The following is a 23,706-nucleotide window of genomic DNA, read 5'->3' as shown; positions in this document are numbered from 1 at the left end:
CTAACCCACATGCTCTAACGTTCTGATATGAGGTTTACTTTACCCGCTCTAAAACAAAATTGTTCAGTTCTGTAACGTTTTTGATGACATGAACGGCTTTAGTTTGAGAGTACCCCTCGAGGCGAGACATAAAGTCATCATTCCAGAATGCAGGGCATTGCTGAAGAACTTTGTAGCTTTGTAACGTTCCTTTCAGTACCGAACTACCATCAGGCCATCCTTCAGGTTTAATGAATAGTCCTTTAAGGAGACGTTTCGTCACAAACCAATAGCTTACTGAGTATGGTAGATCAATATAAATGAGAGTATCGGCTGCATCTAAACGAGCGTTGAAAGAGCTGATCGGTCCAAGGCCATCTATAATCCAACGATCTGAGCTTAGTATATTGCTATGAGCTTCATCAAAAACGCTACGCTCAACGGGATCACCGTTTGGTTTATAGACTATTGAATCTAATTGATGAAGAGGAAGACCGGTAGCCGACGCGATTACTTTACTTACCGTCGATTTTCCACTGCCGGGTTTACCAAAAACTGCTATTTTTTGCATTGTGACCGCCTCCAAGAGAGCTTTTCCCATACGGTAGAGACAGAAAACCCACCGCTATGGGTGGGTTCGATAAATACTGAGCGCATCAAAAAATCCCACCATTCCTATGGAATGATGATAATTCGTTGGTTAAGTTGCGCTAAGTGTGTGTTCATACAATCACCTTCATATAACGACAGTGATTTGTCAATACCATCTGTACAACAAGCGAACGATTTGGAAGGGGGAAGATAAAGCCATCACGATGGATGGCTTTATCTAGGTTGAAAGAGACAGCGATTACTGCTCAACGCTGACTGGCTGTGCTTTAAACTTTTGAATCAGCTTTACGATTAGTGGACTTGCCAATACCAATACAGCTAAAACAGTAAAGGTAAGGGTAATAGGACGCTCCCATAGGAAACTCAGTTCTCCATCTGAAATCATTAATGCGCGGCGTAAGTTCTCTTCCATTAATCCTCCAAGGATGAAGCCCAGCAATAAAGGTGCGAGCGGGAAGTTAGCGAGCCGAAGTGCAATGGCAGCCATAGCCACAATCAGCATCACGAACACATCCATAGTGTTAAAAGAGACCAAATAAACCCCGGTGATTGAGAAGAATAAAATCATCGGTAGAAGCACCGTTCTTGGAACCGCCAAAAGCTTTGAAATGTACGGAATCAATGGTAAGTTCAGGATCACAAGTACGATGTTGCCGAAGTACATGGAAATGATCACTGACCAGAACACATCTGGGTGTTCAACAAATAGGCGAGGGCCAGGTTGAATACCATAAGCGATCAGCGCACCGAGCATTATTGCTGTTGTACCAGAGCCCGGAATACCAAGCGTTAATAGCGGTACAAATGAACCACTAGATGCTGCATTGTTCGCAGACTCTGGCGCAACCAAACCACGGATACTGCCTTTACCGAACTCATCCTTTTTCTCTTTAGGTGCGAGGTTGCGCTCCATACCGTAGCTTAAAAAAGCAGCAATGGTTGCCCCTGCGCCAGGAAGAACGCCAGTGAAGAAACCTAATATTGAAGAGCGAATTGAAACAGGCGCAACATCTTTGATTTCTTCCTTGGTCACTTTCATTGAGCCAATGTTGCTCAGCTTTTCTTGTTCTTCATCGCTGGTGTCTTTTGATGGTTTAAGGATGCCCATCAGTGTCTCACCCAGTGCGAATGTCGCCATTGCAAGCAACAAGAAGCTAAAGCCATCCATTAAATCCGTTAAACCGAAGGTAAAGCGTTCAACGCCTACGCCTTTATCGATTCCAACTGTAGATAGCATCAAACCAAGAATGGTCATCATCCACGCTTTGATTACCTGACCTTTCCCCGCAAAAGCCGCGACTGCTGATAACCCAAGTAGCATCAACGCAAAATAGTCCGACGATTGGAAGCTAAGGGAGACGCTAGCCAATGCTGGTGCGGCAACAAGCAACATAATGGCAGATAGCGTACCGCCAGTGAAAGACGAATAAGCTGCCAAAGCTAATGCTTTACCTGCCTGGCCTTTTTGAGCCATTGGGTAGCCGTCGAATGCTGTGACCACGGTTGAAGAACAACCCGGCGCGTTAATTAAAATCGACGATGTAGAGCCACCAAATACCGCACCGTAATAAACACCCGCCATTAAAATAAGGCCAGAGGAGGGCTCTAGGCCATAAGTAATTGGGATCATCAAAGCAATGGCTGAGATCGGCCCAAGTCCAGGTAACATGCCGATAAATGTACCGACGAAGCAACCAACGATCACCATCATAATGTTCATTGGCATTACTGCGGTGGATAAACCTTGTAGAATTCCATCTAACATAATTCAGTCCTTTCTTTGACTACCAGATGGTGAAAATCAAACCCGGTTCGAGATAGATGTCCAAACCTTGAGTGAGTAATAAGTAGAACGCGATCACGAATGGAAACGACGCGCCAAACAGAACGGGTTTACGTCTTTCCCCGAGCAGATAAAAGCCAGCCAATAAAAAGAAGCCAGTAGCTATCACAAAACCTAAGTAAGTCAGGCCCACGCCGTAGAGCGCCATTAAAATTAAAAAGGCAATCAGTAACTTCCAATTGAAGGTCAGCACTGCGCCACTTTGTTTATCTGGTTGTCCTGTCACCAGCAATAGCAAAGAAAGGCCGACACCAACGTAAGTCAAGATGGTTGGCAGAGTACGTGCGGTGAATGGTTCATACTCATCACCTGGAAATAATGGAATCTGCGAGGTTTGATAACCGTAGCAAAGACAGAAGAGTAGAAAGATCATTGCGCCGACGCGGTCACGACAGAGCAAATACTCTTTGGTGAAAAAGTTGGTTGAACGAGGCATATTCAACTCCTAACAAAAGTAAAAAAGACCGCATATGGACGTCAATGAATAAACTAAACCATTAACAATTAAGCATTTCGCTGCTAGTCGAGCCGCTTTGGGTATATAAACAAAGGAGTGTGCATGCCGATTGTCGACAATGTCCATATGCGGTGAAACTTAGAGTGCAAATACAATGGGGAAATACCAACCTACGTTATTCATTGAGGTTGGTATCTGAGGGACCCCAATTCGACTGTTACTTCAGGAAGCCTAACTCGCGCATTAAGTCACCCATCTGTTGCTCTTGATCTTCAAGAAACGCGAAGAATGCTTTATCCGCTTTATAGTTGTCGATCCAACCATTGCGGTCTCGAACGACTTGCCATTCGTCGGTGTTATACATTTTAGTAAATGCGGCATTCCATTCATCTAGCTTTTCTTGGCTTGTGCCTGGTGCTGCAAAGAATCCACGCCAGTTAGCAAAGACAGTTTCATTACCATATTCGGTGAGAGTTGGAATGTTAGGCGCAGCTTCTAAACGTTTTGGTGCTGTAATCGCTAACACTTTCACTTGCCCAGACTTAGACATTTCGAGTACTTCACCTAGCCCTGTAGAGAGCAGTTGTGTTTCGCCTGAAAGTAGGGCAGCCATGGCTTTTCCACCTGCATCATAGGCAATGTAACGAACTTTGCGCGCATCAAAACCTTCACCTTTGAAAGCTGCTGCTATAACCAAATGATCCATAGAACCACGAGCAGAGCCACCAGCAACCTTCACCTTACGTGGGTTTTCTTTAAAAGCTTTAACGACATCTTCCCAAGAGCTGTAAGGAGAATCGGCTGATGTAACAATGGCGCCATAATCGGCAACCGTTGCGGCAACAGGAGTCAAGTCGCGGAAAGATTGTGGGAAGATCCCACTGAGCGAACGAACGACGATCGGTGTTGAGTTCACCATGAGTGTATCTTCTTGACGATCAGCCGTTTCAATCAAATGTGCGATTGCTTTGCCACCGCCACCACCAGATAGGTTTTGAAATGATACGGTTTCGACGATGTCCGACTTTATTAATACATCACCAGTACCTCGGGCGGTCATGTCCCAACCGCCACCGGCACCTCCAGGGATAAGAAAGTGCATTTTTTCAATATCTGCAGCAAGAGCGTTGAATGAAAATGAAGCTGCGATGATTGAAGCGGCGAGCGTTGGTTTGAGTACCTTTAACATGTTCACGTTCCTTATGTTAGCGACTCTATTTAGTTGAGCCTTATTGTTTTTGCTCAGTTGTCATGCCTTGTAAGCGTTAAAGCTGAACTTGGTGTAAAGGTTAATTAAGTGTTAAATATCTGTCTGTAAAAGAGATATAAAGAGAATATTGAGCATTTCGGTTATTTTGTTCATAAAGTTCACGGCGAGAAGTTGGTGTTAGGTCACGCGGCTTTACGCTTTGGTAGGCCATAATAAAATGACGGAAAATGAACGAGGAAAAGAGAATGAAAGGGACGTGTTTGTGCGGCGCAATTGAAGTCATCGCTGAGGTTAAAAATGAGGTTAGCCTGTGCCATTGCTCTATGTGTCGAAAATGGTCGAGTGGCGCACTTCATGCGGTGCATTGTGGGCCTAACGTGACGTTTAAAGGTGGCGAACCTAAACGTTATCAGTCGTCAGACTGGGCGGTGAGAGGTTTTTGTGGCGAATGCGGCACAAACCTTTTCTATCATTTGTTGCCGACAGGTGAGTACATTCTTTCCGCTGGTTTGTTCGATAACCCAGATTTCAAACTCACTTTAGAGATTTTTACCGATGAAAAGCCAGCTTATTATGACCTCAATTCCGCTTCACAAAAGATGACTTCGCAACAAGTCTTTGATCAATTTGTACCTAAAGAATAGTTTTTTATCCGATTATTGTTCGACAGCTGAGCTTTTAGTTTTTAGATCATAAGCTTAAAGGTTTATAAGTTGTCGACAATGTGAACTCACCATTCTTTATTTCTGCTAAAAACGGCACTTAATAGGCATTTTAGGCCCATTTAAATTACGACCTTAGTCTAAATTGTCGACAATTTACTTGATTGTCGACACTTTGATCGACTACTTTATATTCAGGTTAAGAAATTGTAGACATTTCGATGTCGGTAACAAGAGTATCTGAATATGAACTCTGAGTTGAAAGCTCGTTATAAAGTGCTGGGTTCTGAGAAAGAACACACCAAATCCGAAACGCTGACCGAAACACTCATTGAAGTCATTGTTAATGGCGACGTGAAGCCTGGCCATAAGATATCAGAGCCTGAGCTAGCAAAGAAATATCAAGTCAGTCGTGGGCCTTTGCGTGAAGCATTGATGCGCTTAGAGGGGCTAGGGCTCATCGAGCGAATTCCTCATGTTGGGGCTAGAGTGACCACTTTTTCTCCGGAAAAGCTGATAGAACTTTATGCCGTTCGAGAAGCATTGGAAGGCATGGCGGCAAGGTTAGCTGCGCGACACATTACGCAAGAAGAGCTCTTAAGCTTGGAAATGCTATTGTCGACACATTCCAAGCATATAGACCAAATGGAAGGCGCGTCTTACTTCCATCAACATGGTGACTTTGATTTTCACTATCGCATCATCCAAGCGAGCAGAAACAGTAAGTTAATATCTCTGCTGTGTGATGAACTCTATCACTTATTACGGATGTATCGTTACCAGTCGCCACGTGCGCAATCTCGCCCGAATGAGGCGCTCACCGAACACAAATTCATTTTGGAAGCCATTCGCAATCGCGATGAAGAGCTTGCAGAAATGTTGATGAGAAGACACATATCAGGAAGTCGAAAGCTCATCCAATCTCAAATTATACATACAGAAAGTTTAGACAAAGACTAGAAGGAATTCGTCATGAGCTTAACACCGGGAGCGAAATTCAGACTCGCCATTGAACAAAATAATCCACTACAAATTGTCGGCACTATAAACCCGTATTGCGCCATGATGGCAAAAAACTTGGGTCACCAAGCGATTTACTTGTCTGGTGGCGGTATCGCAAATGCTTCATACGGATTGCCGGATCTCGGTATCACAACATTAAACGACGTTTTGGTTGATGTTGACCGTATTACTAACGCATGTGATTTGCCTCTTTTGGTTGATATCGACACGGGCTTTGGCGGTGCATTTAACATTGCTCGCACGATCAAAGCGATGGAAAAAGCGGGCGCGGCAGCGGTGCACATGGAAGACCAAGTCGCACAGAAACGTTGTGGTCATCGTCCGAACAAAGCAATAGTCAGCCAGCAAGAGATGGTTGATCGTGTAAAAGCCGCGGTTGATGCACGCAATGATGAAAGTTTCGTGATTATGGCTCGTACTGATGCGCTAGCTGTTGAAGGCATGGACAGCGCAATCGAGCGTGCGATTGCGTGTGTGGAAGCTGGCGCAGACATGATCTTCCCCGAAGCGATGAACAATCTGGACCAGTACCTTCAGTTTTCAAATGCGCTTGAGCAAGCGACCGGAAAGCACGTTCCTATTCTGGCGAATATTACAGAGTTTGGCGCGACACCGCTGTATGGCTGCGATGAGCTAGCGAAAGCAAAAGTGGACATGGTGCTTTATCCGTTAAGTGCGTTCCGTGCCATGAACAAAGCTGCTGAAACGGTCTACAAACATTTGCTAGAAGTGGGTAATCAGGAAGCACTGGTTGATTCGATGCAAACACGTAAAGAGTTGTATCAGCACCTGAATTACCACGACTATGAAGACAAACTTGACCAGTTATTCTCTGAAGGGAAATAGCGGGGGAAAAGCAAAAATAAACGGAAGCCCAAGAAAAAGATAATCGGAATTTATCTCATCTAATAACGTGAAATTCGTTTGGCTAAAAACACCCCAGAGAGGGAAAAGTCAGACAGAAAAGGAGTTCAAACAATGTCTCAAACTGCAGAAAAGAAAGCAGAATTAGGTGGCGCAGGCCTTCGTGGTCAAAGCGCAGGAAGCACAGCTTTATGTACTGTCGGAAAAACGGGAACTGGTCTAACTTATCGTGGATACGATATTACTGATCTTGCGAACAACGCACAGTTTGAAGAAGTGGCTCACCTTCTGTTACGCGGTCACTTGCCGAATCAACAAGAACTTGATGCGTACAAGACACATCTACTCAGCCTTAGAGGTTTGCCAGCCGAGCTAAAACAAGCTTTAGAGTTGATTCCTGCAAGCGCACACCCAATGGACGTAATGCGCACGGGTTGTTCTGTATTGGGTAACCTAGAGCAGGAAATGAGCTTCGAGGAGCAACTGAAAGCAACCGAACGTATGCTTGCCTTGTTCCCTGCCATCATCTGTTACTGGTACCGCTTTAGTCATGATGGCGTGCGTATCAACACCGAGGATCAGACTGAAGATTGCATCGGTGGTTACTTCTTACGATTACTTACAGACAAAGCGCCATCTGCGCTGCACAAACAAGTGATGCATTGCTCGCTCATTCTTTATGCTGAACATGAGTTTAATGCTTCTACATTCGCAGCACGCGTTTGTGCATCAACGTTGTCAGACATCCATTCTTGTATCACGGCAGCAATCGGTACGCTTCGTGGGCCACTTCACGGTGGTGCGAACGAAGCGGCGATGGAAATGATTGAAGATTGGCAAACGCCCGACGAGGCGGAAGCGAACATCATGAAAATGCTAGCCAATAAAGACAAGATCATGGGCTTCGGTCACGCGATTTATCGTGAAAGTGACCCTCGCAACGCCTTAATAAAACGATGGTCCAAAGAGCTATCGAAACAAGTTGGTGATACTCATCTATATGCGGTTTCTGAGCGTGTTGAATCAGTGATGAAGCGAGAGAAAGGTCTGTTCTGTAATGCGGACTTCTTCCATGCATCGGCTTACCACTTCATGGACATTCCAACCAAACTATTTACCCCAATCTTTGTGATGAGTCGTTTAACGGGCTGGGCTGCACACGTTTATGAACAGCGTGCCAATAACCGTATTATTCGCCCAAGTGCCGATTATACGGGCCCAGATCATCAAGAATGGGTGCCTATCGAGAATCGCTAGCGCGAAGGTCAACGAGGGCATTATATGCTTTGGTTGACCACCTCCTTCCTTTGTCATTCTCTCTAACAGAGGAAGGAGATCCTCTCATCACTGTGTTTCTGGAGCAATGGAAAACCTTGATGAAGGCAAGATGTAAAGACTGAATGGAAGCAAACCATGAACACAAATATTAATACTCAATATCGTAAGCCGCTTCCGGGAACTCAACTGGATTATTTTGATGCACGCGAAGCCGTCAATGCCATTTCTCCTGGAGCCTATGAAACACTCCCTTATACCTCTCGCGTGCTAGCTGAGCAACTGGTCCGCCGCTGTGACCCGAACACATTGACAGATAGCCTGAAACAGTTAATTGAACGCAAACGCGATCTTGATTTTCCTTGGTATCCAGCACGCGTTGTTTGTCATGACATTCTTGGTCAGACCGCTCTAGTCGATTTAGCGGGTCTGCGCGATGCCATTTCAGATCAGGGCGGTGATCCTGCAAAAGTGAACCCAGTGGTTGAGACACAATTGATCGTTGACCACTCTTTAGCGGTTGAACATGCGGGCTTTGACCCTGATGCCTTCGACAAAAACCGCGCGATTGAAGAGCGCCGTAATGAAGACCGATTCCACTTTATTGAGTGGTGTAAAACAGCGTTTGAAAACGTCAGCGTGATTCCAGCTGGGAATGGCATCATGCACCAAATCAACTTGGAAAAAATGTCTCCTGTGGTACAAGCAAAGCAGGGCATTGCCTACCCAGACACCTGTGTGGGTACGGACAGTCACACGCCTCACGTAGACGCTCTTGGTGTTATTGCGATAGGTGTCGGTGGTCTGGAAGCAGAAACCGTCATGCTTGGCCGTCCATCAATGATGCGTCTACCAGATATTGTCGGTGTCAAACTGACGGGTAAACGTCAACCGGGCATTACCGCAACGGATATTGTCCTTGCGATTACTGAGTTTCTGCGTAATGAGCGTGTGGTATCTTCATATCTTGAATTCTTCGGAGAAGGCGCACGTGATCTAACGATCGGAGACCGCGCAACGATTTCAAACATGACACCAGAATACGGCGCAACAGCTGGCATGTTTTATATTGATGAGCAGACCATCAATTACTTGAAACTAACTGGTCGAGATGAAGAACAAGTTGCTTTAGTAGAAAATTACGCAAAACAAACCGGTCTTTGGGCAGACGATCTTGATAGCGCCGTTTACGAGCGCGTACTTGAGTTCGATTTATCATCAGTTAGCCGTAACTTGGCTGGTCCGTCAAACCCTCATCGTCGTTTACCAACTTCTGAGTTGGCACAGCGCGGCATTTCTGGAGCGTGGGAAGAGAAAGAAGGCGAGTTGCCAGATGGTGCAGTGATCATCGCTGCTATTACCTCATGTACGAATACTAGTAACCCAAGAAACGTGGTTGCTGCTGGCCTTGTGGCGAAGAAAGCCAACGAACTTGGTCTTGTACGTAAACCTTGGGTGAAATCGTCTTTTGCTCCGGGTTCTAAAGTTGCACGCTTGTATCTGGAAGAAGCGGGCTTATTACCAGAGCTAGAGAAGCTTGGCTTTGGCATTGTTGGTTACGCATGTACAACTTGTAACGGTATGAGTGGTGCGCTGGATCCAAAAATCCAACAAGAGATCATCGACCGTGATTTATATGCGACAGCGGTGCTTTCTGGTAACCGTAACTTTGATGGTCGAATCCATCCGTACGCCAAACAAGCTTTTTTGGCTTCACCACCATTGGTTGTCGCTTATGCGCTAGCGGGTACGATTCGTTTTGATATCGAGCGCGATGCATTGGGCACGGACCAAAACGGCAAACCAATTTATCTCAATGATTTGTGGCCAAGCGATGAAGAGATCGATGCAGTTGTCGGTACTCATGTTAAACCTGAGCAGTTTAAGCAAGTTTACATTCAGATGTTTAAGCTGAATGATCAAGAGCAAAATCCCAATCCGCTGTACGACTGGCGTCCGATGAGTACCTATATCCGCCGACCACCGTACTGGGAAGGTGCGCTAGCGGGAGAAAGAACATTGTCTGGCATGCGTCCATTGGCGATTCTGGGCGACAACATCACCACTGATCACTTATCACCATCCAACGCGATTCTCGCAAGCAGCGCAGCAGGTGAATACTTAGCGAAAATGGGTGTGCCAGAAGAAGATTTCAACTCTTACGCGACTCACCGTGGTGACCACTTAACGGCGCAACGCGCGACCTTCGCTAATCCAAAGTTGTTCAATGAAATGGTGAAGGAAAACGGCGAAGTCGTGCAGGGATCTCTGGCGCGTGTAGAGCCAGAAGGGCAGGTGGTTCGTATGTGGGAAGCGATTGAAACCTACATGAATCGTAAACAACCATTGATCGTGGTGGCTGGCGCGGATTACGGTCAGGGGTCATCCCGTGACTGGGCAGCAAAAGGCGTTCGACTGGCAGGCGTAGAAGCCATTGTTGCTGAAGGCTTTGAGCGTATTCACCGTACTAACTTGGTTGGCATGGGCGTACTACCACTGCAATTTAAGTCAGGCGTTAACCGCAATACGCTAGAGCTGGATGGTACGGAACTTTACGACGTGGTTGGAGAAATCAAGCCGGGCGCTGATTTAGCGCTGGTTATCACACGCAGCAACGGCGATAAAGTCGATGTTCCGGTTACTTGTCGCTTAGATACCGCTGACGAAGTTCACGTGTACAACGCAGGCGGTGTTCTGCAGCGTTTCGCGCAAGATTTCTTGGCACAATAAGGAGTGCGTATGTCAAATAATACTCCGAATCAAACAAGCCAAATAAAAGTGCCCGCGACGTACATGCGTGGCGGCACGAGTAAAGGTGTCTTTTTCAACCTAGAGGATTTACCTCAAGAAGCGCAAGTGGCTGGAGCCGCACGTGACAAACTGTTGCTACGCGTTATTGGCAGCCCTGATCCTTACGCGAAGCAAATTGATGGCATGGGGGGCGCGACGTCAAGCACCAGTAAAACAGTGATTGTTTCGCGCAGCAGCAGAGCCGATCACGATGTTGACTACTTATTTGGCCAAGTGTCGATCGACAAACCATTCGTCGATTGGAGTGGTAACTGCGGCAACTTGTCTGCCGCTGTCGGTCCTTTCGCCATTCATGCTGGTCTGATCCCACAAGACCGTATTCCAGAAAATGGCATTGTGACGGTGCGTGTTTGGCAAGTGAACATAAGCAAAACGATTTTGATTCACGTGCCAATCGTCAATGGTTTCGTCCAAGAAACCGGAGAGTTTGAACTCGATGGTGTTACGTTTCCAGCGGCAGAGATTCAAGTGGATTTTGTTGATCCTTCCGATGGCGAAGGAAGTATGTTCCCAACGGGCAACTTAGTTGATGATTTGGTGGTGCCGGATGTGGGTACGTTCAACGCGACCTTTATTAACGCGGGCATACCAACCATTTTTATTGATGCTGAATCGATAGGATATCAGGGCACCGAGCTGCAAGACGATATCAACAACGATGACACAGCATTAGCAATGTTCGAATCCATCCGTGCATATGGCGCGTTAAAAATGGGCCTGATTTCTGATTTAGAAGAAGCTCAAACACGCCAACATACGCCGAAAATAGCGTTTGTTTCTAAACCGAAAAGTTACCTGTCTTCAAGTGGTAAAGCCGTTAATGAGTCGGATATTGATGTGCTCGTTCGCGCGCTGTCGATGGGCAAGCTACATCATGCAATGATGGGAACAGCAGCCGTTGCTATTGCTTCTGCTGCGTGTGTGCCCGGAACGTTAGTGAATTTAGCCGCTGGTGGCGGTGAAAAAGAGTCCGTGACTTTTGGTCACCCGTCAGGAACGTTAAAAGTTGGGGCACAAGCGAAGCAAACTGAGCAGGGCTGGGTGGTGCAAAAAGCCATTATGAGCCGAAGTGCGAGAATACTGATGGAGGGATTTGTGCGTGTACCCTTCTATGTCTTCGATTAAAAGAGACGATCTTTGGATTAAAAGAGCGATCTTTGAGTAGAACGAGAGCAATGTCAGGACATACTGGAGGAAGCAATATGTCTTCATACGAAAAAGAATACTTATGGGCGAAGAATGAACCGGAGAGTTTTTGGCGCGCTCAAGCGGAGAATATCGATTGGTTCGAATCTCCTAAAACTATCTTGAAATCTGATGAAAACGGCATAGAACGTTGGTTTCCAGATGGTGTAATGAATACGTGCTGGTTAGCATTAGATTACCATTGCGAGCAAGGACGCGGTGATAATACTGCACTCATTTATGACTCGCCAGTGACAGGTCGTAAAGCCACGTACACCTATAGCGATCTATGTGACCAAGTAGCCAAAATTGCTGGCATGCTGTCTGCTCAAGGTGTTGAAAAAGGCGACCGAGTCGTCATTTACATGCCGATGATCCCAGAAGCCGCAATGGCGATGCTTGCCTGCGCGCGTTTGGGGGCTATTCATTCCGTAGTATTCGGCGGTTTTGCACCTAATGAGCTTGCTGTACGAATTGAAGATGCAGAGCCGAAAGTGATCATGACGGCGTCGTGCGGGATTGAGATCAACAAAGTCATTCCATACAAACCAATGGTAGACAAAGCCATTATGGACAGCCGTTGGAAGCCTGAGAAAGTGTTTGTTTTCCAACGTCCAGAGTGCGACGCTGAGCTAAACCAAGAAAGAGACTTAGATTGGCAGCGAGAGTACAAACAAGCGCTGCCACATGGTTGTGTTCCGGTGTTAGCAACCGATCCGCTCTACATACTTTATACATCGGGCACGACAGGTAAGCCGAAAGGCGTTGTGCGTGATAACGGTGGCCATGCTGTCGCGATGAAGTACTCCATGAGCGCAATCTATAACATTCCTCAAGATGGCGTCTTTTGGGCGGCATCTGATGTGGGCTGGGTAGTAGGGCACTCTTACATTGTTTACGCTCCACTGATTCACGGTTGCACTACTATCCTATTCGAAGGCAAGCCTGTTCGAACACCGGATCCTGGCGCATTTTGGCGAGTGTGTGATGAATATAAAGTAGATGCGTTGTTCTCTGCACCAACGGCGTTTCGTGCGATTAAGAAAGAGGACCCGGAAGGCGAGCACTTAAAACAGCACGACTTGTCGAATCTGAAAACCATCTTTATGGCGGGAGAACGCCTTGACCCTCCGACACTGGAGTGGGTTCAGAGCAAAGCGGACAAGCCCGTTATTGACCACTGGTGGCAAACCGAGACGGGCTGGGCCATCGCTGGCAACCCGACAGGTGTCGAAATGATGCCAGTTAAAGCTGGTTCTTCGACGAAGCCCATTCCGGGTTATCAGGTCGAGATTCTGAATGAACTTGGAGAGGCTGTCGGGCCTAACCAACAAGGCTTTGTCGCATTAAAACGTCCGCTACCACCAAGTTGTCTGCCAACGGTTTGGCGTAATCATGACCGTTTTGAAACTGGTTATCTTAGCCAATTCCCAGGCTACTACGTGTCAGGTGATGGTGGCTATCTGGATGAAGACGGTTACCTGTTTATTATGGGACGTATTGATGACGTGATTAATGTCGCGGGACACCGATTGTCGACAGGTGAAATGGAAGAAATAGTAGGAGGCCACCCAGCGATTGCAGAATGTGCGGTGGTCGGTATCCACGATGATCTAAAAGGTCAGCTTCCACTTGGTTTTGTTGTACTGAAAGACGGCGTCAAAGTGGATGAGCTAGACCTTGAAGGTGAGCTTGTTGGCAAAGTGCGTAGTGAGATAGGTGCAGTTGCTTGCTTCAAGCATGCGTTGGTTGTAGACCGTTTACCGAAAACACGTTCAGGTAAAATTTTGCGTCGAACTATACGTCAAATAGCTGATGGTGAAAAATACACCGTTCCGTCAACGATTGATGACCCAAGTAGCTTGAACGAAATTGAGCGAGTGCTACGACGCTGATAAAAACTCAATTCTAACTAACCCCTGATCCTCGAACTCTGTAGGTTGGTTCTGCCTCTGTACGTTTATTAAGTACAGGGGCCTTTTTGTTGTTCAAACAGTACAAACGTATCGTGAAAGCATTTGTGACTTGCCAATACGACGTTTTCCTCACAAACTACAGCCATTCCATTTTTAGTGACCCTTTGTATGACCACGTTTGCGATTAAACCTGCGTGTTTTAGCGACCTAGAGTTGCTCAACGATCTTATGTTCGAGCTTCATGATGAGCATCATCTTCAATCTCCTGAGCTTTTCAAAACGGCAGAGGAGATAGAACAAGAAAAAAGCATTGCTCGATATATTGACGACCCTGAGTGCCTTGTTTACGTAGCAAAACAAGGAGATGAAATTATTGGCTTTATCTCTGGTCACTTCTGTGAACTTATTTCTACCGTCAGCCAGCCAGTTATGATGGGAAGTGTGGATGAGCTCTATGTGCTGCCTGAATATCGAAAACAAGGTACGGCGCAGGCATTGATTAATAAAATTGAGTCAACGTTCTCTGATTACGGTGCAAAACAGATGTTTGTTGAAGTATGGCATTTTAACCAGGGCGCAATATCTTTGTATGAAAAACAAGGATTTGCACATCATATCCACTATTTAAGAAAACCGCTGAACGAATAATCGTATTTAACTTTAATATTGTGATTTAGGTTCTATCGAATTGAAATCATTCAGTTCGTCAATAGACTTTTCTCTATAAGTTGCTCGCAATGTTAACAAATTGATATGCACCCACATTGGTATCGGCGTTTTTGTCTGCTTGTTTATTAGTAGCACGAGGATCGTGCTTACAAAAACAAGAGGACAATATTTTGAAACTAACAAAATCGTTACTTGCTTTAGCCGTTTTGCCAATGTTCGCAAGTGCTGATGATTTGTCACAGACGCAAAATCATACTATCCAACCCCAGATCGTAGGCGGAGTAACTGCCGACCCACGTGACTGGAAATTCTACACCCAAATTGTTAGTCGTTATGGTAACCGATCATATTGTGGGGCCAGTTATATCGGGAATGGTTACGTCCTGACTGCTGCGCATTGTGTTGAGGGTGATTCTCCGAATCAGATAGCGGTTAAAATCGGTGGCGTTGTTTATAACGGTAGTGACGGTGTTCGTGCAAACGTCAGTGAGATCCATATGCACCCGGCATATCGCCGCGCGACGCTTTCTCATGACCTCGCGGTATTGAAGCTCGACTCTGTGCCTCAAGGTGTTTCTTCAGTTGAGATTGCGAATGGCAGTCTAACGCAATACGCGAGCATCGGAGATTGGCTTAGTGTTGCTGGCTTAGGGCGAACTTCTGAAGGAGGAAGCTCTCCGTCTCGATTGCAAGAGGTTGACGTCCCACTTGTGTCGGATATGACTTGCCGTCAAGCCGGTGGCAACTACACAACGGTTGGAGAAGTGTCATTCTGTGCGGGTATTCCTCAAGGTGGGATAGATTCTTGTCAGGGAGATAGTGGTGGTCCAATCGTTATTAATCGCAGTGGTGTAATTACTCAACTTGGTGTGGTCAGTTGGGGAATAGGTTGTGCTCGTCCTGGTATGTATGGGGTTTATAGCGATATCGCTGCTATGCGCAATTTTGTCGATGGTGTTATCGGAACAGCAACACCACCAAAAGAAAATGTTTCTGTTGGATACACCACCGAACAGACACTGGCATCATTTAATGTTGGGGAGTTACAGCAACATAGCTTTGTTATCCAGAATTCAGGGAGCACCACCTTCACTGTGGAAAATGTTCGCGCGTTTGCTTCGGGTGTTACTGATGCAGCTGTTATTGCCAATGATCAGTGCTCTCAGGCGACGTTAGCAATGAATGCAAGTTGTCGTGTTGATGTTGAATTTGGTGCTACTCAGAGCGGAGAAGCAAGAGTGGCTTTGAACTTCAACGTTGATAAGACCAGCACACAATACCAAGCGTTAGTATCCGCTCAAGCGAAAACGGTGACAACGCCTCCCACAGATAGCTGTACAACTGTATGGCAAGCCAGCTTAGTGTATCTCAAAGGAGATACGGTTACTTGGAATGGTAAAGTTTGGCAAGCGCAGTGGTGGACTCAAGGTGATAATCCAGCAGACTCAGGGCCTTGGGGTGTTTGGCAAAAAGTAGGCGATGCGAATTGCAAGTCTAACTAACTATCGGGCCAGTGAACTTGATTCGTTGACCATGAGATAAGATTCATTCTTGGTTTCAACGATCAGTACATAGTTATTATAACTGGGGTTTATTGTTTGCGAATAATAAGCCCTTTTTTATTGTGTCAACTATGAGAACCCACAAAATGTGTATGACTTTTTCCTGACGTTATCTTTATATAACTGGCAGAATTGCGATCAACATTTTATGTTTTGTCTGATTTTTGTCAGGTTTGCATTAAATTATTCTCCAGTGAGCGTTGAGCTCAGGTTTTACGCGATCAACTCAGTTTGGCATAACTCGTTACTTAATTTTTGTCGAAAAAGATAAGATTAACTGCCATGATTCATTGGTTATCATTATGTTTATTTAAGGTCATATTTTGTGTTGAGACAGCTGTTATTACTCATCCTTTGTTTTATTTTGTTACCTGTTTCACCGATCTCTACGGCTAAAGCCACTGCGAGCGAAGTTAAAGGAGCGCTCTGTATTGTTCGCGCTGATGACAAGTTAGTGCTAGTTCATGAAGTATTAACGGATAAGATTTCTCTACCTGGCGGAACCATTATTGATGGTGAGTCTCCACAAGTTGCTGCTCAACGAGAAACGTGGGAAGAAACCGGTATAGTGGTTACGGTTGGAGAGGAGCTTGGCAGAACGGACACTGCGGTTTTTTACGACTGTATATCAGACTCTGACATTATCGCTTTTTCTATGAATAATTCTTTAGGTGGAAATGAACTGCCTATTTGGTTTGCCCCTCATTATGGAGTAGAAGTTGCGTCAGCGATGCTGCTTAGCCCATCTGAATTACCATCATCTTTGTATCGTTATCCTGAGCAATGGCCACAAGTCACTCAGTTTTTTGATCAAGCTACCAAGCAATCAGTATCTTATGTTACTCAGCTGATCGAATCCGCGCCTTCATTTCGTCAGGTTGAATTGGCGTGGCTGATAGATTTACAGAGTTGGGTAGGGGCGTTGTCAGAAACGAGTTACGAGGTAGCTAGTCAGCTCTCGAAACTGGTTATAGATCTGACAGAACCAACGGTACTACTCTTTCTATTTCCTTTTGCCATGATGCGCTTTGGTAGCCGGTTTGTGTACCGACTCTTTTTCGCAATTAGTGCAACGTCGCTTATGGTGCTTGTCGCTCAACAAGGCTTTTCGCTACCGCGCCCACATGTCTATATACCAATGATGGAGTTAACGCACAGCTTTGGCTTTAGTTTTCCTAGCTTGCCTATCGCTGTGTGGTTTTGTGTGCTGACGTTCTTGTTTCATAGAACCCAGTATTTTGGTTTGAATGGAACAACGGCAGTCTTCGTGTTCATCACTCTTACTGTGGTGTTAGGTAAGTTTTTCCTCGGCAGTGCCTTTATTTTAGATATGTTATTTGGCGCGCTGTTAGGCAGCTTGGTGGCTTGGCATGTTCTTCGACTGGAGACAAATCAAGATGTGAACGTTGATCAAGTTCTAAGCTCAAAAGGCGTCTGGTTCGTTATGACTGCGGCAACAGCGGTCATCTCCGTCATCTGGCCATTACCTGTGTTTGGTCGCTGGCTAGCAATTTTAATCACTGCATCAGCGTTGGTCATGACATTTAAAGAGTCGAAAGCACATTTAGATACTCGGCAGATGATCTTTGTGACGCTGGCATTGTTGCTTGTTGATCAACTCTATTTGTACTCGGCTAATATCGTATCGTTTAGCGGTTTGTGGTCATTAGTCTTGTCGACGTTACATTATCCATTATTAATGTTGTTATTTATGCTGCTTGCAAGGAAGCTGACTTGTGAAAACCAACCGAGCAAAACGTTGCTAGATTGATGGCTGTATTTGTTATCTATTAGTATTTGAGTAAAAACAAAGCCTTGCATTACAGCAAGGCTTTTACACGTTTAGTCCACGAACAACGCCGCTTGCCTATCTTGGACGGCTAGGGGTGTTAAACGTAAGAGGCTTAACGCAACAGACATGGCGGAAAGGGCTATGCATTGAGCACGAACTTTTCTATAGCTTTAGCGACACCGTGCTCATCATTACTTGCCGTAATGTAGTCAGCGATTTGCTTGGTTTCTTCCATTGCATTTGCCATCGCGATACCAAGGCCAGCGTATTTCAGCATGTGGTGGTCATTTTCTGCGTCACCCATACAGATAACTTCTTCCGGTTTAATTCCCAGATACTCGGCAATTGCGGCAACACCAATACCTTTGTTGCTCGCAGGGTTAAGAAACTCAAGGAAAAACGGAGCGCTTTGAACAACCGTAAACGCTTCGCGCATTTCAGCTGGCAGTGCTGCTATAACTTCTGTTAGTTTGCTTGGCTCTGCAACCATCATAGCTTTGATGATTGGATGATCGTCTTCTAGTGATTCGAAGTTCATCTCGGTGACATTTAAGCCATTTATCTTTGCTTCAATATCGGTGTAAGGGTTGTGTTCGTTGGTGATTAAACCATGAACTTGACTAAAAGCATGGACGTACGCACCTAGCTCTTCGGCTTTTCGCGCCACCAATTTTGCAGCTTTACCATCTATGATTTGCTGGTGGATGATGTCGTTTGTGCCTACGTTCTTGACCATCGAACCGTTGTAGTAAAGAACAAAATCTCGATCGGAATGGATATTCAGTTCGTCGAGCTTGTCTTGCATTCCTTCTAATGGGCGACCAGAAGCGAGAACGACAGTAACGCCTGCTTCTCGAGCTTTTGCGATCGCTTGTTTGTTTTCTTCAGAAATGGCTTTATCACTATTGAGTAGCGTGCCATCCATATCTAGTGCGATCAGTTTATACATCATTTCTTACCTTAAAGTTTTTTGGGATCTGTCAGTGAAAAAGGCTTGGTTTAACGTTAACCAGAAACCTATATTCATTACGCTATGAAACTACAAAATGGTCTATTTTAACAATTAATTTTTGGTTTAAATTGACCTAGACACGCGTGTCCATTATGGTCTTCGCCTCGAAATGTTATGAGTTGAGTGAGTTCTGCGTTGTATAAGCTAAATGAGATGTTTGAAACCATCCAAGGGGAAGGGGTTTTCACTGGAGTCCCTGCTGTTTTTGTTCGGCTTCAAGAGTGTCCGGTTGGTTGCTCATGGTGCGATACCAAACAAACGTGGTATGCAGATGAGAATGATCAACGTCAAATAGGCGATATTCTGGTGAAAACGGAAGATTCTCCGACGTGGTGTGTTGCATCTGCCGAGAACATCGTAGAGCAATATCAACAGCAAGGCTTTAATGCTAAGCATATCGTGATTACTGGTGGAGAGCCTTGTATTTATGATCTGCGCCCTTTAACAAAGGCGTTTGAAGATATGGGGTGCCAATGCCAAATTGAAACCAGTGGCACATCAGAAGTGATTACTTCAGAAAATACGTGGGTGACAGTGTCACCAAAAGTAGCAATGAAAGGTAAACTGCCAGTGCTTAATAGCGCGTTAGAGCGGGCAAATGAGATTAAGCATCCAGTCGGCACCCAGAAAGACATCGACCACCTTGATGACCTTTTAGCAAATGCGAACGTAGCGGCTGAGACTATCATTGCACTACAACCAATTAGCCAGAAGCCTCGTGCTACGCAATTGTGTATTGATACGTGCATTGCTCGCAATTGGCGTTTGTCTGTTCAAACTCATAAATATTTGAGTATTGCTTAGACGAGAGGCTCGTCATCATTCGAAGTGGCTTTTCTATCTAATCCCGGTTTCGCGAGTAATGCCGTTGGTAGCTTTGCTATCGAAACATTGTCGATATATCTAAACAGTTTATAGCGTTGTAAAAGCTAAGAAGTGTTGGCTGTTGTGGTGTGGTGCTATCTTTGGTTCGACAATCGTTTCGCATTTAATTGATGCCACCAATCTGGCGGCATCAAAATGAAGCTCTGTTGGCTGGAGTTTCACGCTGAGATAAAACGTTTAGAAGCTAACGCAAAAGGTTTTATCCACCGCTATTACCGCTAACAAAGACTATTTGCTCGCTAAGTATTCTTCTAAGCCGCTTTGTCGCAGTAGGCACGCTGGGCATTCACCACAGCCTTTACCAACGATTCCGTTGTAACATGTTAAAGTATTGTTTTGGACAAACTCCAACATATTGTGCTTATCAGCTAGAGCCCAGGTCTCGGCTTTAGTAAGCCACATCAAAGGAGTCTTAATATTGAAGGCTTTATCCATACCTAAATTGCAAGAGAGATTTAGAGAGCGAATAAAGTTGTCTCGGCAGTCAGGGTAACCACTAAAGTCTGTTTCGCAGACTCCCGTAATGATGTCTTGAATGCCAAGCTGGTAAGCATGGATACATGCGTAAGTAAGAAAGAGAATGTTTCTCCCTGGAACGAATGTATTGGGTACGTTAGCGTCGCTTAAGTCATTAGATACCGGAATGTTGTCTCTTGTCAGCGAGCTTATCGCTAACTCATTAATTGATTTTACATCCAGGACTTTGTGGCTTTTGATGTTAAGTTGCTTACCTAATTCGATAGCGATATCTATTTCATCTGAATGGCGCTGGCCATAATCAAACGTTATAGCATGAACTTCATCATATGTATTTAATGCATCGATTAAGCAGGTCGTAGAGTCCTGCCCACCGGAAAAAACCACAAGTGCTTTTGTTGTAGCCATGTTGAACCCTTAGTTATGCTCTTTGATTCTTTGGTATTGATACGTATTCTTAGGCGTTTAATCCCAATTACGTACTCGACTTCGTGGCGATTGCGTCCGCAATCAGCTGGGCTGTGCTCTCAAGCACTCTTTGCTTGTCATCATTTGACAGCTTGTGGAGATTCACAGCAAGTTCAGCGGTGATTTCATCTTCACAAAAAAAATAGTTTAGAGGCACGTTTAGCTCATCTGCGATAAGTTTGAGCGTTTTTACGTCGGGAGTATGGCGCTCCCTTTCGTATTGATTCATCCTTGCACTTGCAGAACTATCATCCATGCCGATACGGATGCCCAGTGCTTTTTGGGACAGATTCGCTTGTTTACGCGCATGCTTAAGGCGGGCTGGGAGTGGATTATTAAACAACACTTAAAGTTCATACGAAGGACTTGGATGACTAAGATTATCTTAGTTTTTCTGATTTGTGTATACTAAGTAATACTTAGTTATTACCGAGGTCGCCAAGGCCGTGTCTGTATAACTAAAAAAGATTTCGTCTCTTTAGGTTGATTAAGTGACGTTGAATCTACTTCTTCAAAAACTGCCGTATGGAGGCGCGGGAGGAACGAGTAAGGGCAGGAGAAACCGCAGCGATTTGTAGAGCAGAATTTGCTCTTCACATAAACGTAGTCGTCTAAGTTGAAGAGCAATATTGTTCTTGATGATCAACTATATACTTAAGTAAATAACTGTGTCGCACAATAGATCAGAGCTGCTGCTAAGCTCATATTGATGACTTTGCCATATCTCTGGAATTGCGATTGAAGTAGCTTTCCTGCAACGGCCCAAACTACGTTGCTAAGAAGTGCGATCAAAGCAAGAATGAGGCTAGTCGCTAAGATCCAGTAGATATTCTGAGTGTGGGGCAGTACGAACGTAGAAATAGAGGTAATTCCATAAAGAATGATTTTCACATTAACGAACTGCAAACCGAAACCTGTTAAGAAACTGATACCTTTAGAATTATCCGATGAAGTTTTGATCTCACTCGTAGCAAGCCCCCAAGCCAACCAAACAATATAAGCTGCTCCAATCCATGTTAGCCAAGGTGTAATCACGGGCAAGAGGCTGATCATGTTATACGTGAAAGCGCCACAAAGTAGCATCAAAACAACATAGCCACAAAACATCCCCGAAATCACTTTTGTTGAGCGTTTTAGTCCATATTGCGTCGCGATGCTGAGCGATAAAATGTTGTTTGGCCCTGGTGTAATTGAAGTAATGATTACGTAAGTAAAAAATGCGGTGTAGATGGCGGTCATCTCTATCTCTCCTGTTTTTACTGCACTATACTTCGCTACAATTGATTAAAAAATTGAATAAATTAAAACTTAGACTTTTAATTTATTGAACTGTTGGTTGTGGAGTCTAGTCATGAATCTAAAACGCTTTCTTACTTTTAAAGCTATTGTTGAAGAAGGATCGTTTCTAAAAGCGTCACAGAAGCTTTATTGCACGCAATCAACCGTCACCTTTCAAATCAAGCAGTTGGAACAAGATCTGTCTTTGCAGCTGTTCGAAAAAATAGGGCGTAAGATGGTTTTGACTCAAGCAGGAGAAAAGATACTGCCTTACGTCTATGAACTGGCGCGAGTGATGGAAAATATTGAGGGAACAGCACAGCAAGAAAACTCGGAGCCGACCGGTGAATTGAAAGTGCTGGTTGCTGAGACTCAACTTGCTTATAAGATGGCTAATGTTTTAAAAGAGTTCAGGATCAGAGCGCCCAATGTCAGACTCTCTCTGCAATCACAAAATTGCTATCAGATTCGAGATGAGTTGATAGCGGATAAAGCTGATTTAGGTGTGTTTTATCGAGTAGGTAATGACGATACGCTCAAGGTCCACGAGTTTGAGCAGGAGCCACTGGTATTGGTTGCTTCGCCGCTTTTAAAAGGGCTAGATTTAAAGAAGAGAGAGCAACATATTGATTTAGGGTTTATAAGCAATGGCCCTAAGTGCCTTTTTCGACAGATGTTTGAGAGCATTATTCAAGAGCGTGATATTAGCATCGACAACATGATCGAACTTAGCAGTATTAATACGATCAAAAATTGCGTTGAGAGTAATATTGGTATCTCTTACTTACCTCGTTTTACGGTTGAAAAAGAGTTGCAAGAGGGCAGTTTACAAGAGCTTGAGTTCACCGAGTTTTCACAGATGATCAAGCCACTCTGTGCTTATCATGCTGGGAAGTGTGTGACGCCGGCGATGGAAGTCTTTATTGATTGTATGCGTAACGAGTATGAACGGCTTTCTACTCAGAGTCGGTGATCTTTAATATGTTCTATCTGACATAGTTTCGTTTTTACTCCTTTTTATTTTTAAGTGGCTACTTCTAATTTATTGATTTTTATTGCTTTATTTTGAATCCGACTGTTGTGGGATGATAAATGGGATCTGATGCGAAGAGCTATTTATTGACGGAAAGAGATAAGATATAAAAACGACGGCGTGTGATAACTAGATTAGATAAGGTTACATAATTAACAGTGTAATAAATTCCATTCTTTATGGATTATTTTCAACGAGACTTAATTGTTACGGTTCGTTATTATTAACTCGTTAACGCATCCATTGCTAGGAAGTTAACTTACGCATATTGTTTTTTTCATCATTTGCAGCAAATATAATTTGCTGCTTTTTTTTAGCCAAAAAAGTTCAAAGCTTGAACTACAAGCTATGAACTTTTATTTATACTTAGTGGTTTTCTACTTTAATAAGTAAAACACCGTTTAAAAGTATCGCGTAACCTAGTAACTCTAAGCTTTCTTCGACCAAGTTTTTCACGTCTCTATTGTATGAGTTCCCCATAAACTCGACCCAAAAATCACCATACCCTGCAAAGCGTGAGAATAAGAAAACAATGAAAAAGCCAATCGTTAATGTCGTGAAGCTAGAATGAGAAATGAAAAGTTTGACCTCATTTTTTATGTTGACTATGTTGTTAAAACAAAAATAACAGACCGATACTATTATAATCCACGCAGGGTACTTCCATGAACCGTGAGAGAAATACTGCTCTAT

Annotated in this window: 20 protein-coding genes; 12 read left to right on the top strand and 8 right to left on the bottom strand. The window is 44.6% G+C overall.

The window, feature by feature from the left end; translation table 11 throughout:
• Positions 1-34: 34 nt before the first annotated feature.
• The 4 genes from R7E47_RS16905 to R7E47_RS16890 all read right to left on the bottom strand — a co-directional run bounded on the left by R7E47_RS16905 (position 35) and on the right by R7E47_RS16890 (position 4,080).
• Positions 35-550, bottom strand: coding sequence for an adenylate kinase (locus tag R7E47_RS16905; protein ID WP_017633773.1), 516 nt, complete (start codon positions 548-550; stop codon positions 35-37).
• A 279-nt stretch (positions 551-829) separates the two neighbouring features.
• Positions 830-2,356, bottom strand: coding sequence for a tripartite tricarboxylate transporter permease (locus R7E47_RS16900; RefSeq protein WP_005388177.1), 1,527 nt, complete (start codon positions 2,354-2,356; stop codon positions 830-832).
• Positions 2,357-2,375: 19 nt separating this feature from the next.
• Positions 2,376-2,870, bottom strand: a complete 495-nt coding sequence (locus R7E47_RS16895; RefSeq protein WP_005388179.1) for a tripartite tricarboxylate transporter TctB family protein — start codon at positions 2,868-2,870, stop codon at positions 2,376-2,378.
• Positions 2,871-3,108: 238 nt separating this feature from the next.
• A complete protein-coding gene (locus R7E47_RS16890) occupies positions 3,109-4,080 on the bottom strand; it encodes a tripartite tricarboxylate transporter substrate binding protein (protein WP_005388181.1) in 972 nt (323 codons plus the stop codon).
• 266 nt (positions 4,081-4,346) lie between these two features.
• Here R7E47_RS16890 and R7E47_RS16885 point away from each other — a divergent pair, with 266 nt between their 5' ends.
• The 10 genes from R7E47_RS16885 (at position 4,347) to R7E47_RS16840 (ending at position 17,839) form a co-directional block, all read left to right on the top strand.
• Positions 4,347-4,745, top strand: a complete 399-nt coding sequence (locus tag R7E47_RS16885) for a GFA family protein (protein WP_053304399.1) — start codon at positions 4,347-4,349, stop codon at positions 4,743-4,745.
• Positions 4,746-5,009: 264 nt separating this feature from the next.
• A complete protein-coding gene (locus tag R7E47_RS16880) occupies positions 5,010-5,723 on the top strand; it encodes a GntR family transcriptional regulator (protein ID WP_005377279.1) in 714 nt (237 codons plus the stop codon).
• 12 nt (positions 5,724-5,735) lie between these two features.
• Positions 5,736-6,632, top strand: a complete 897-nt coding sequence (gene prpB / locus R7E47_RS16875; protein ID WP_115386020.1) for a methylisocitrate lyase — start codon at positions 5,736-5,738, stop codon at positions 6,630-6,632.
• A gap of 132 nt (positions 6,633-6,764) precedes the next feature.
• Positions 6,765-7,907 (top strand): 2-methylcitrate synthase, encoded by a 1,143-nt coding sequence (prpC, locus tag R7E47_RS16870; protein WP_005377283.1) that lies wholly within the window; start codon positions 6,765-6,767, stop codon positions 7,905-7,907.
• 156 nt (positions 7,908-8,063) lie between these two features.
• Complete coding sequence (gene acnD / locus R7E47_RS16865; protein WP_017633775.1) at positions 8,064-10,655, top strand: Fe/S-dependent 2-methylisocitrate dehydratase AcnD; 2,592 nt, start codon at positions 8,064-8,066, stop codon at positions 10,653-10,655.
• Positions 10,656-10,664: 9 nt separating this feature from the next.
• On the top strand, positions 10,665-11,861 hold the full coding sequence (prpF, locus tag R7E47_RS16860; RefSeq protein WP_005377286.1) for a 2-methylaconitate cis-trans isomerase PrpF: 1,197 nt from the start codon (positions 10,665-10,667) through the stop codon (positions 11,859-11,861).
• A 77-nt stretch (positions 11,862-11,938) separates the two neighbouring features.
• Positions 11,939-13,816 (top strand): propionyl-CoA synthetase, encoded by a 1,878-nt coding sequence (locus R7E47_RS16855; protein ID WP_033906150.1) that lies wholly within the window; start codon positions 11,939-11,941, stop codon positions 13,814-13,816.
• Positions 13,817-14,005: 189 nt separating this feature from the next.
• Positions 14,006-14,485 (top strand): GNAT family N-acetyltransferase, encoded by a 480-nt coding sequence (locus tag R7E47_RS16850; protein WP_005377290.1) that lies wholly within the window; start codon positions 14,006-14,008, stop codon positions 14,483-14,485.
• A gap of 191 nt (positions 14,486-14,676) precedes the next feature.
• Positions 14,677-16,008: a trypsin-like serine protease gene (locus R7E47_RS16845; RefSeq protein ID WP_031781180.1), complete on the top strand. Its 1,332-nt coding sequence runs from the start codon at positions 14,677-14,679 to the stop codon at positions 16,006-16,008.
• A 385-nt stretch (positions 16,009-16,393) separates the two neighbouring features.
• Complete coding sequence (locus tag R7E47_RS16840) at positions 16,394-17,839, top strand: bifunctional NUDIX hydrolase/phosphatase PAP2 family protein (RefSeq protein WP_033906149.1); 1,446 nt, start codon at positions 16,394-16,396, stop codon at positions 17,837-17,839.
• Positions 17,840-17,999: 160 nt separating this feature from the next.
• Here R7E47_RS16840 and R7E47_RS16835 read toward each other — a convergent pair whose 3' ends face one another.
• Complete coding sequence (locus R7E47_RS16835; protein WP_017821691.1) at positions 18,000-18,809, bottom strand: Cof-type HAD-IIB family hydrolase; 810 nt, start codon at positions 18,807-18,809, stop codon at positions 18,000-18,002.
• A 216-nt stretch (positions 18,810-19,025) separates the two neighbouring features.
• Here R7E47_RS16835 and queE point away from each other — a divergent pair, with 216 nt between their 5' ends.
• Complete coding sequence (queE, locus tag R7E47_RS16830) at positions 19,026-19,676, top strand: 7-carboxy-7-deazaguanine synthase QueE (protein ID WP_005377296.1); 651 nt, start codon at positions 19,026-19,028, stop codon at positions 19,674-19,676.
• Between the two features lie 309 nt (positions 19,677-19,985).
• On the opposite strand, the gene queC is transcribed toward queE, so the two are convergent.
• From queC to eamB, 3 genes are all read right to left on the bottom strand, one after another.
• A complete protein-coding gene (gene queC, locus R7E47_RS16825) occupies positions 19,986-20,642 on the bottom strand; it encodes a 7-cyano-7-deazaguanine synthase QueC (RefSeq protein ID WP_005377298.1) in 657 nt (218 codons plus the stop codon).
• A gap of 67 nt (positions 20,643-20,709) precedes the next feature.
• Positions 20,710-21,048 carry a helix-turn-helix domain-containing protein gene (locus R7E47_RS16820; protein WP_005388200.1) on the bottom strand — a complete coding sequence of 113 codons (339 nt, stop codon included), beginning with the start codon at positions 21,046-21,048 and terminating at the stop codon, positions 20,710-20,712.
• A gap of 308 nt (positions 21,049-21,356) precedes the next feature.
• On the bottom strand, positions 21,357-21,941 hold the full coding sequence (gene eamB / locus R7E47_RS16815; protein ID WP_005388201.1) for a cysteine/O-acetylserine transporter: 585 nt from the start codon (positions 21,939-21,941) through the stop codon (positions 21,357-21,359).
• A gap of 112 nt (positions 21,942-22,053) precedes the next feature.
• Here eamB and R7E47_RS16810 point away from each other — a divergent pair, with 112 nt between their 5' ends.
• Positions 22,054-22,953 carry a LysR family transcriptional regulator gene (locus R7E47_RS16810; RefSeq protein ID WP_033906147.1) on the top strand — a complete coding sequence of 300 codons (900 nt, stop codon included), beginning with the start codon at positions 22,054-22,056 and terminating at the stop codon, positions 22,951-22,953.
• The last annotated feature ends 753 nt before the right edge of the window (positions 22,954-23,706 follow it).

It is taken from the genome of Vibrio sp. Vb1026, assembly GCF_033338745.1.
Classification (GTDB): Bacteria; Pseudomonadota; Gammaproteobacteria; order Enterobacterales; family Vibrionaceae; genus Vibrio; species Vibrio alginolyticus.
The sequence above is the reverse complement of the archived record's forward strand: the minus strand, read 5'-3'. Positions and strand labels throughout refer to the sequence as shown.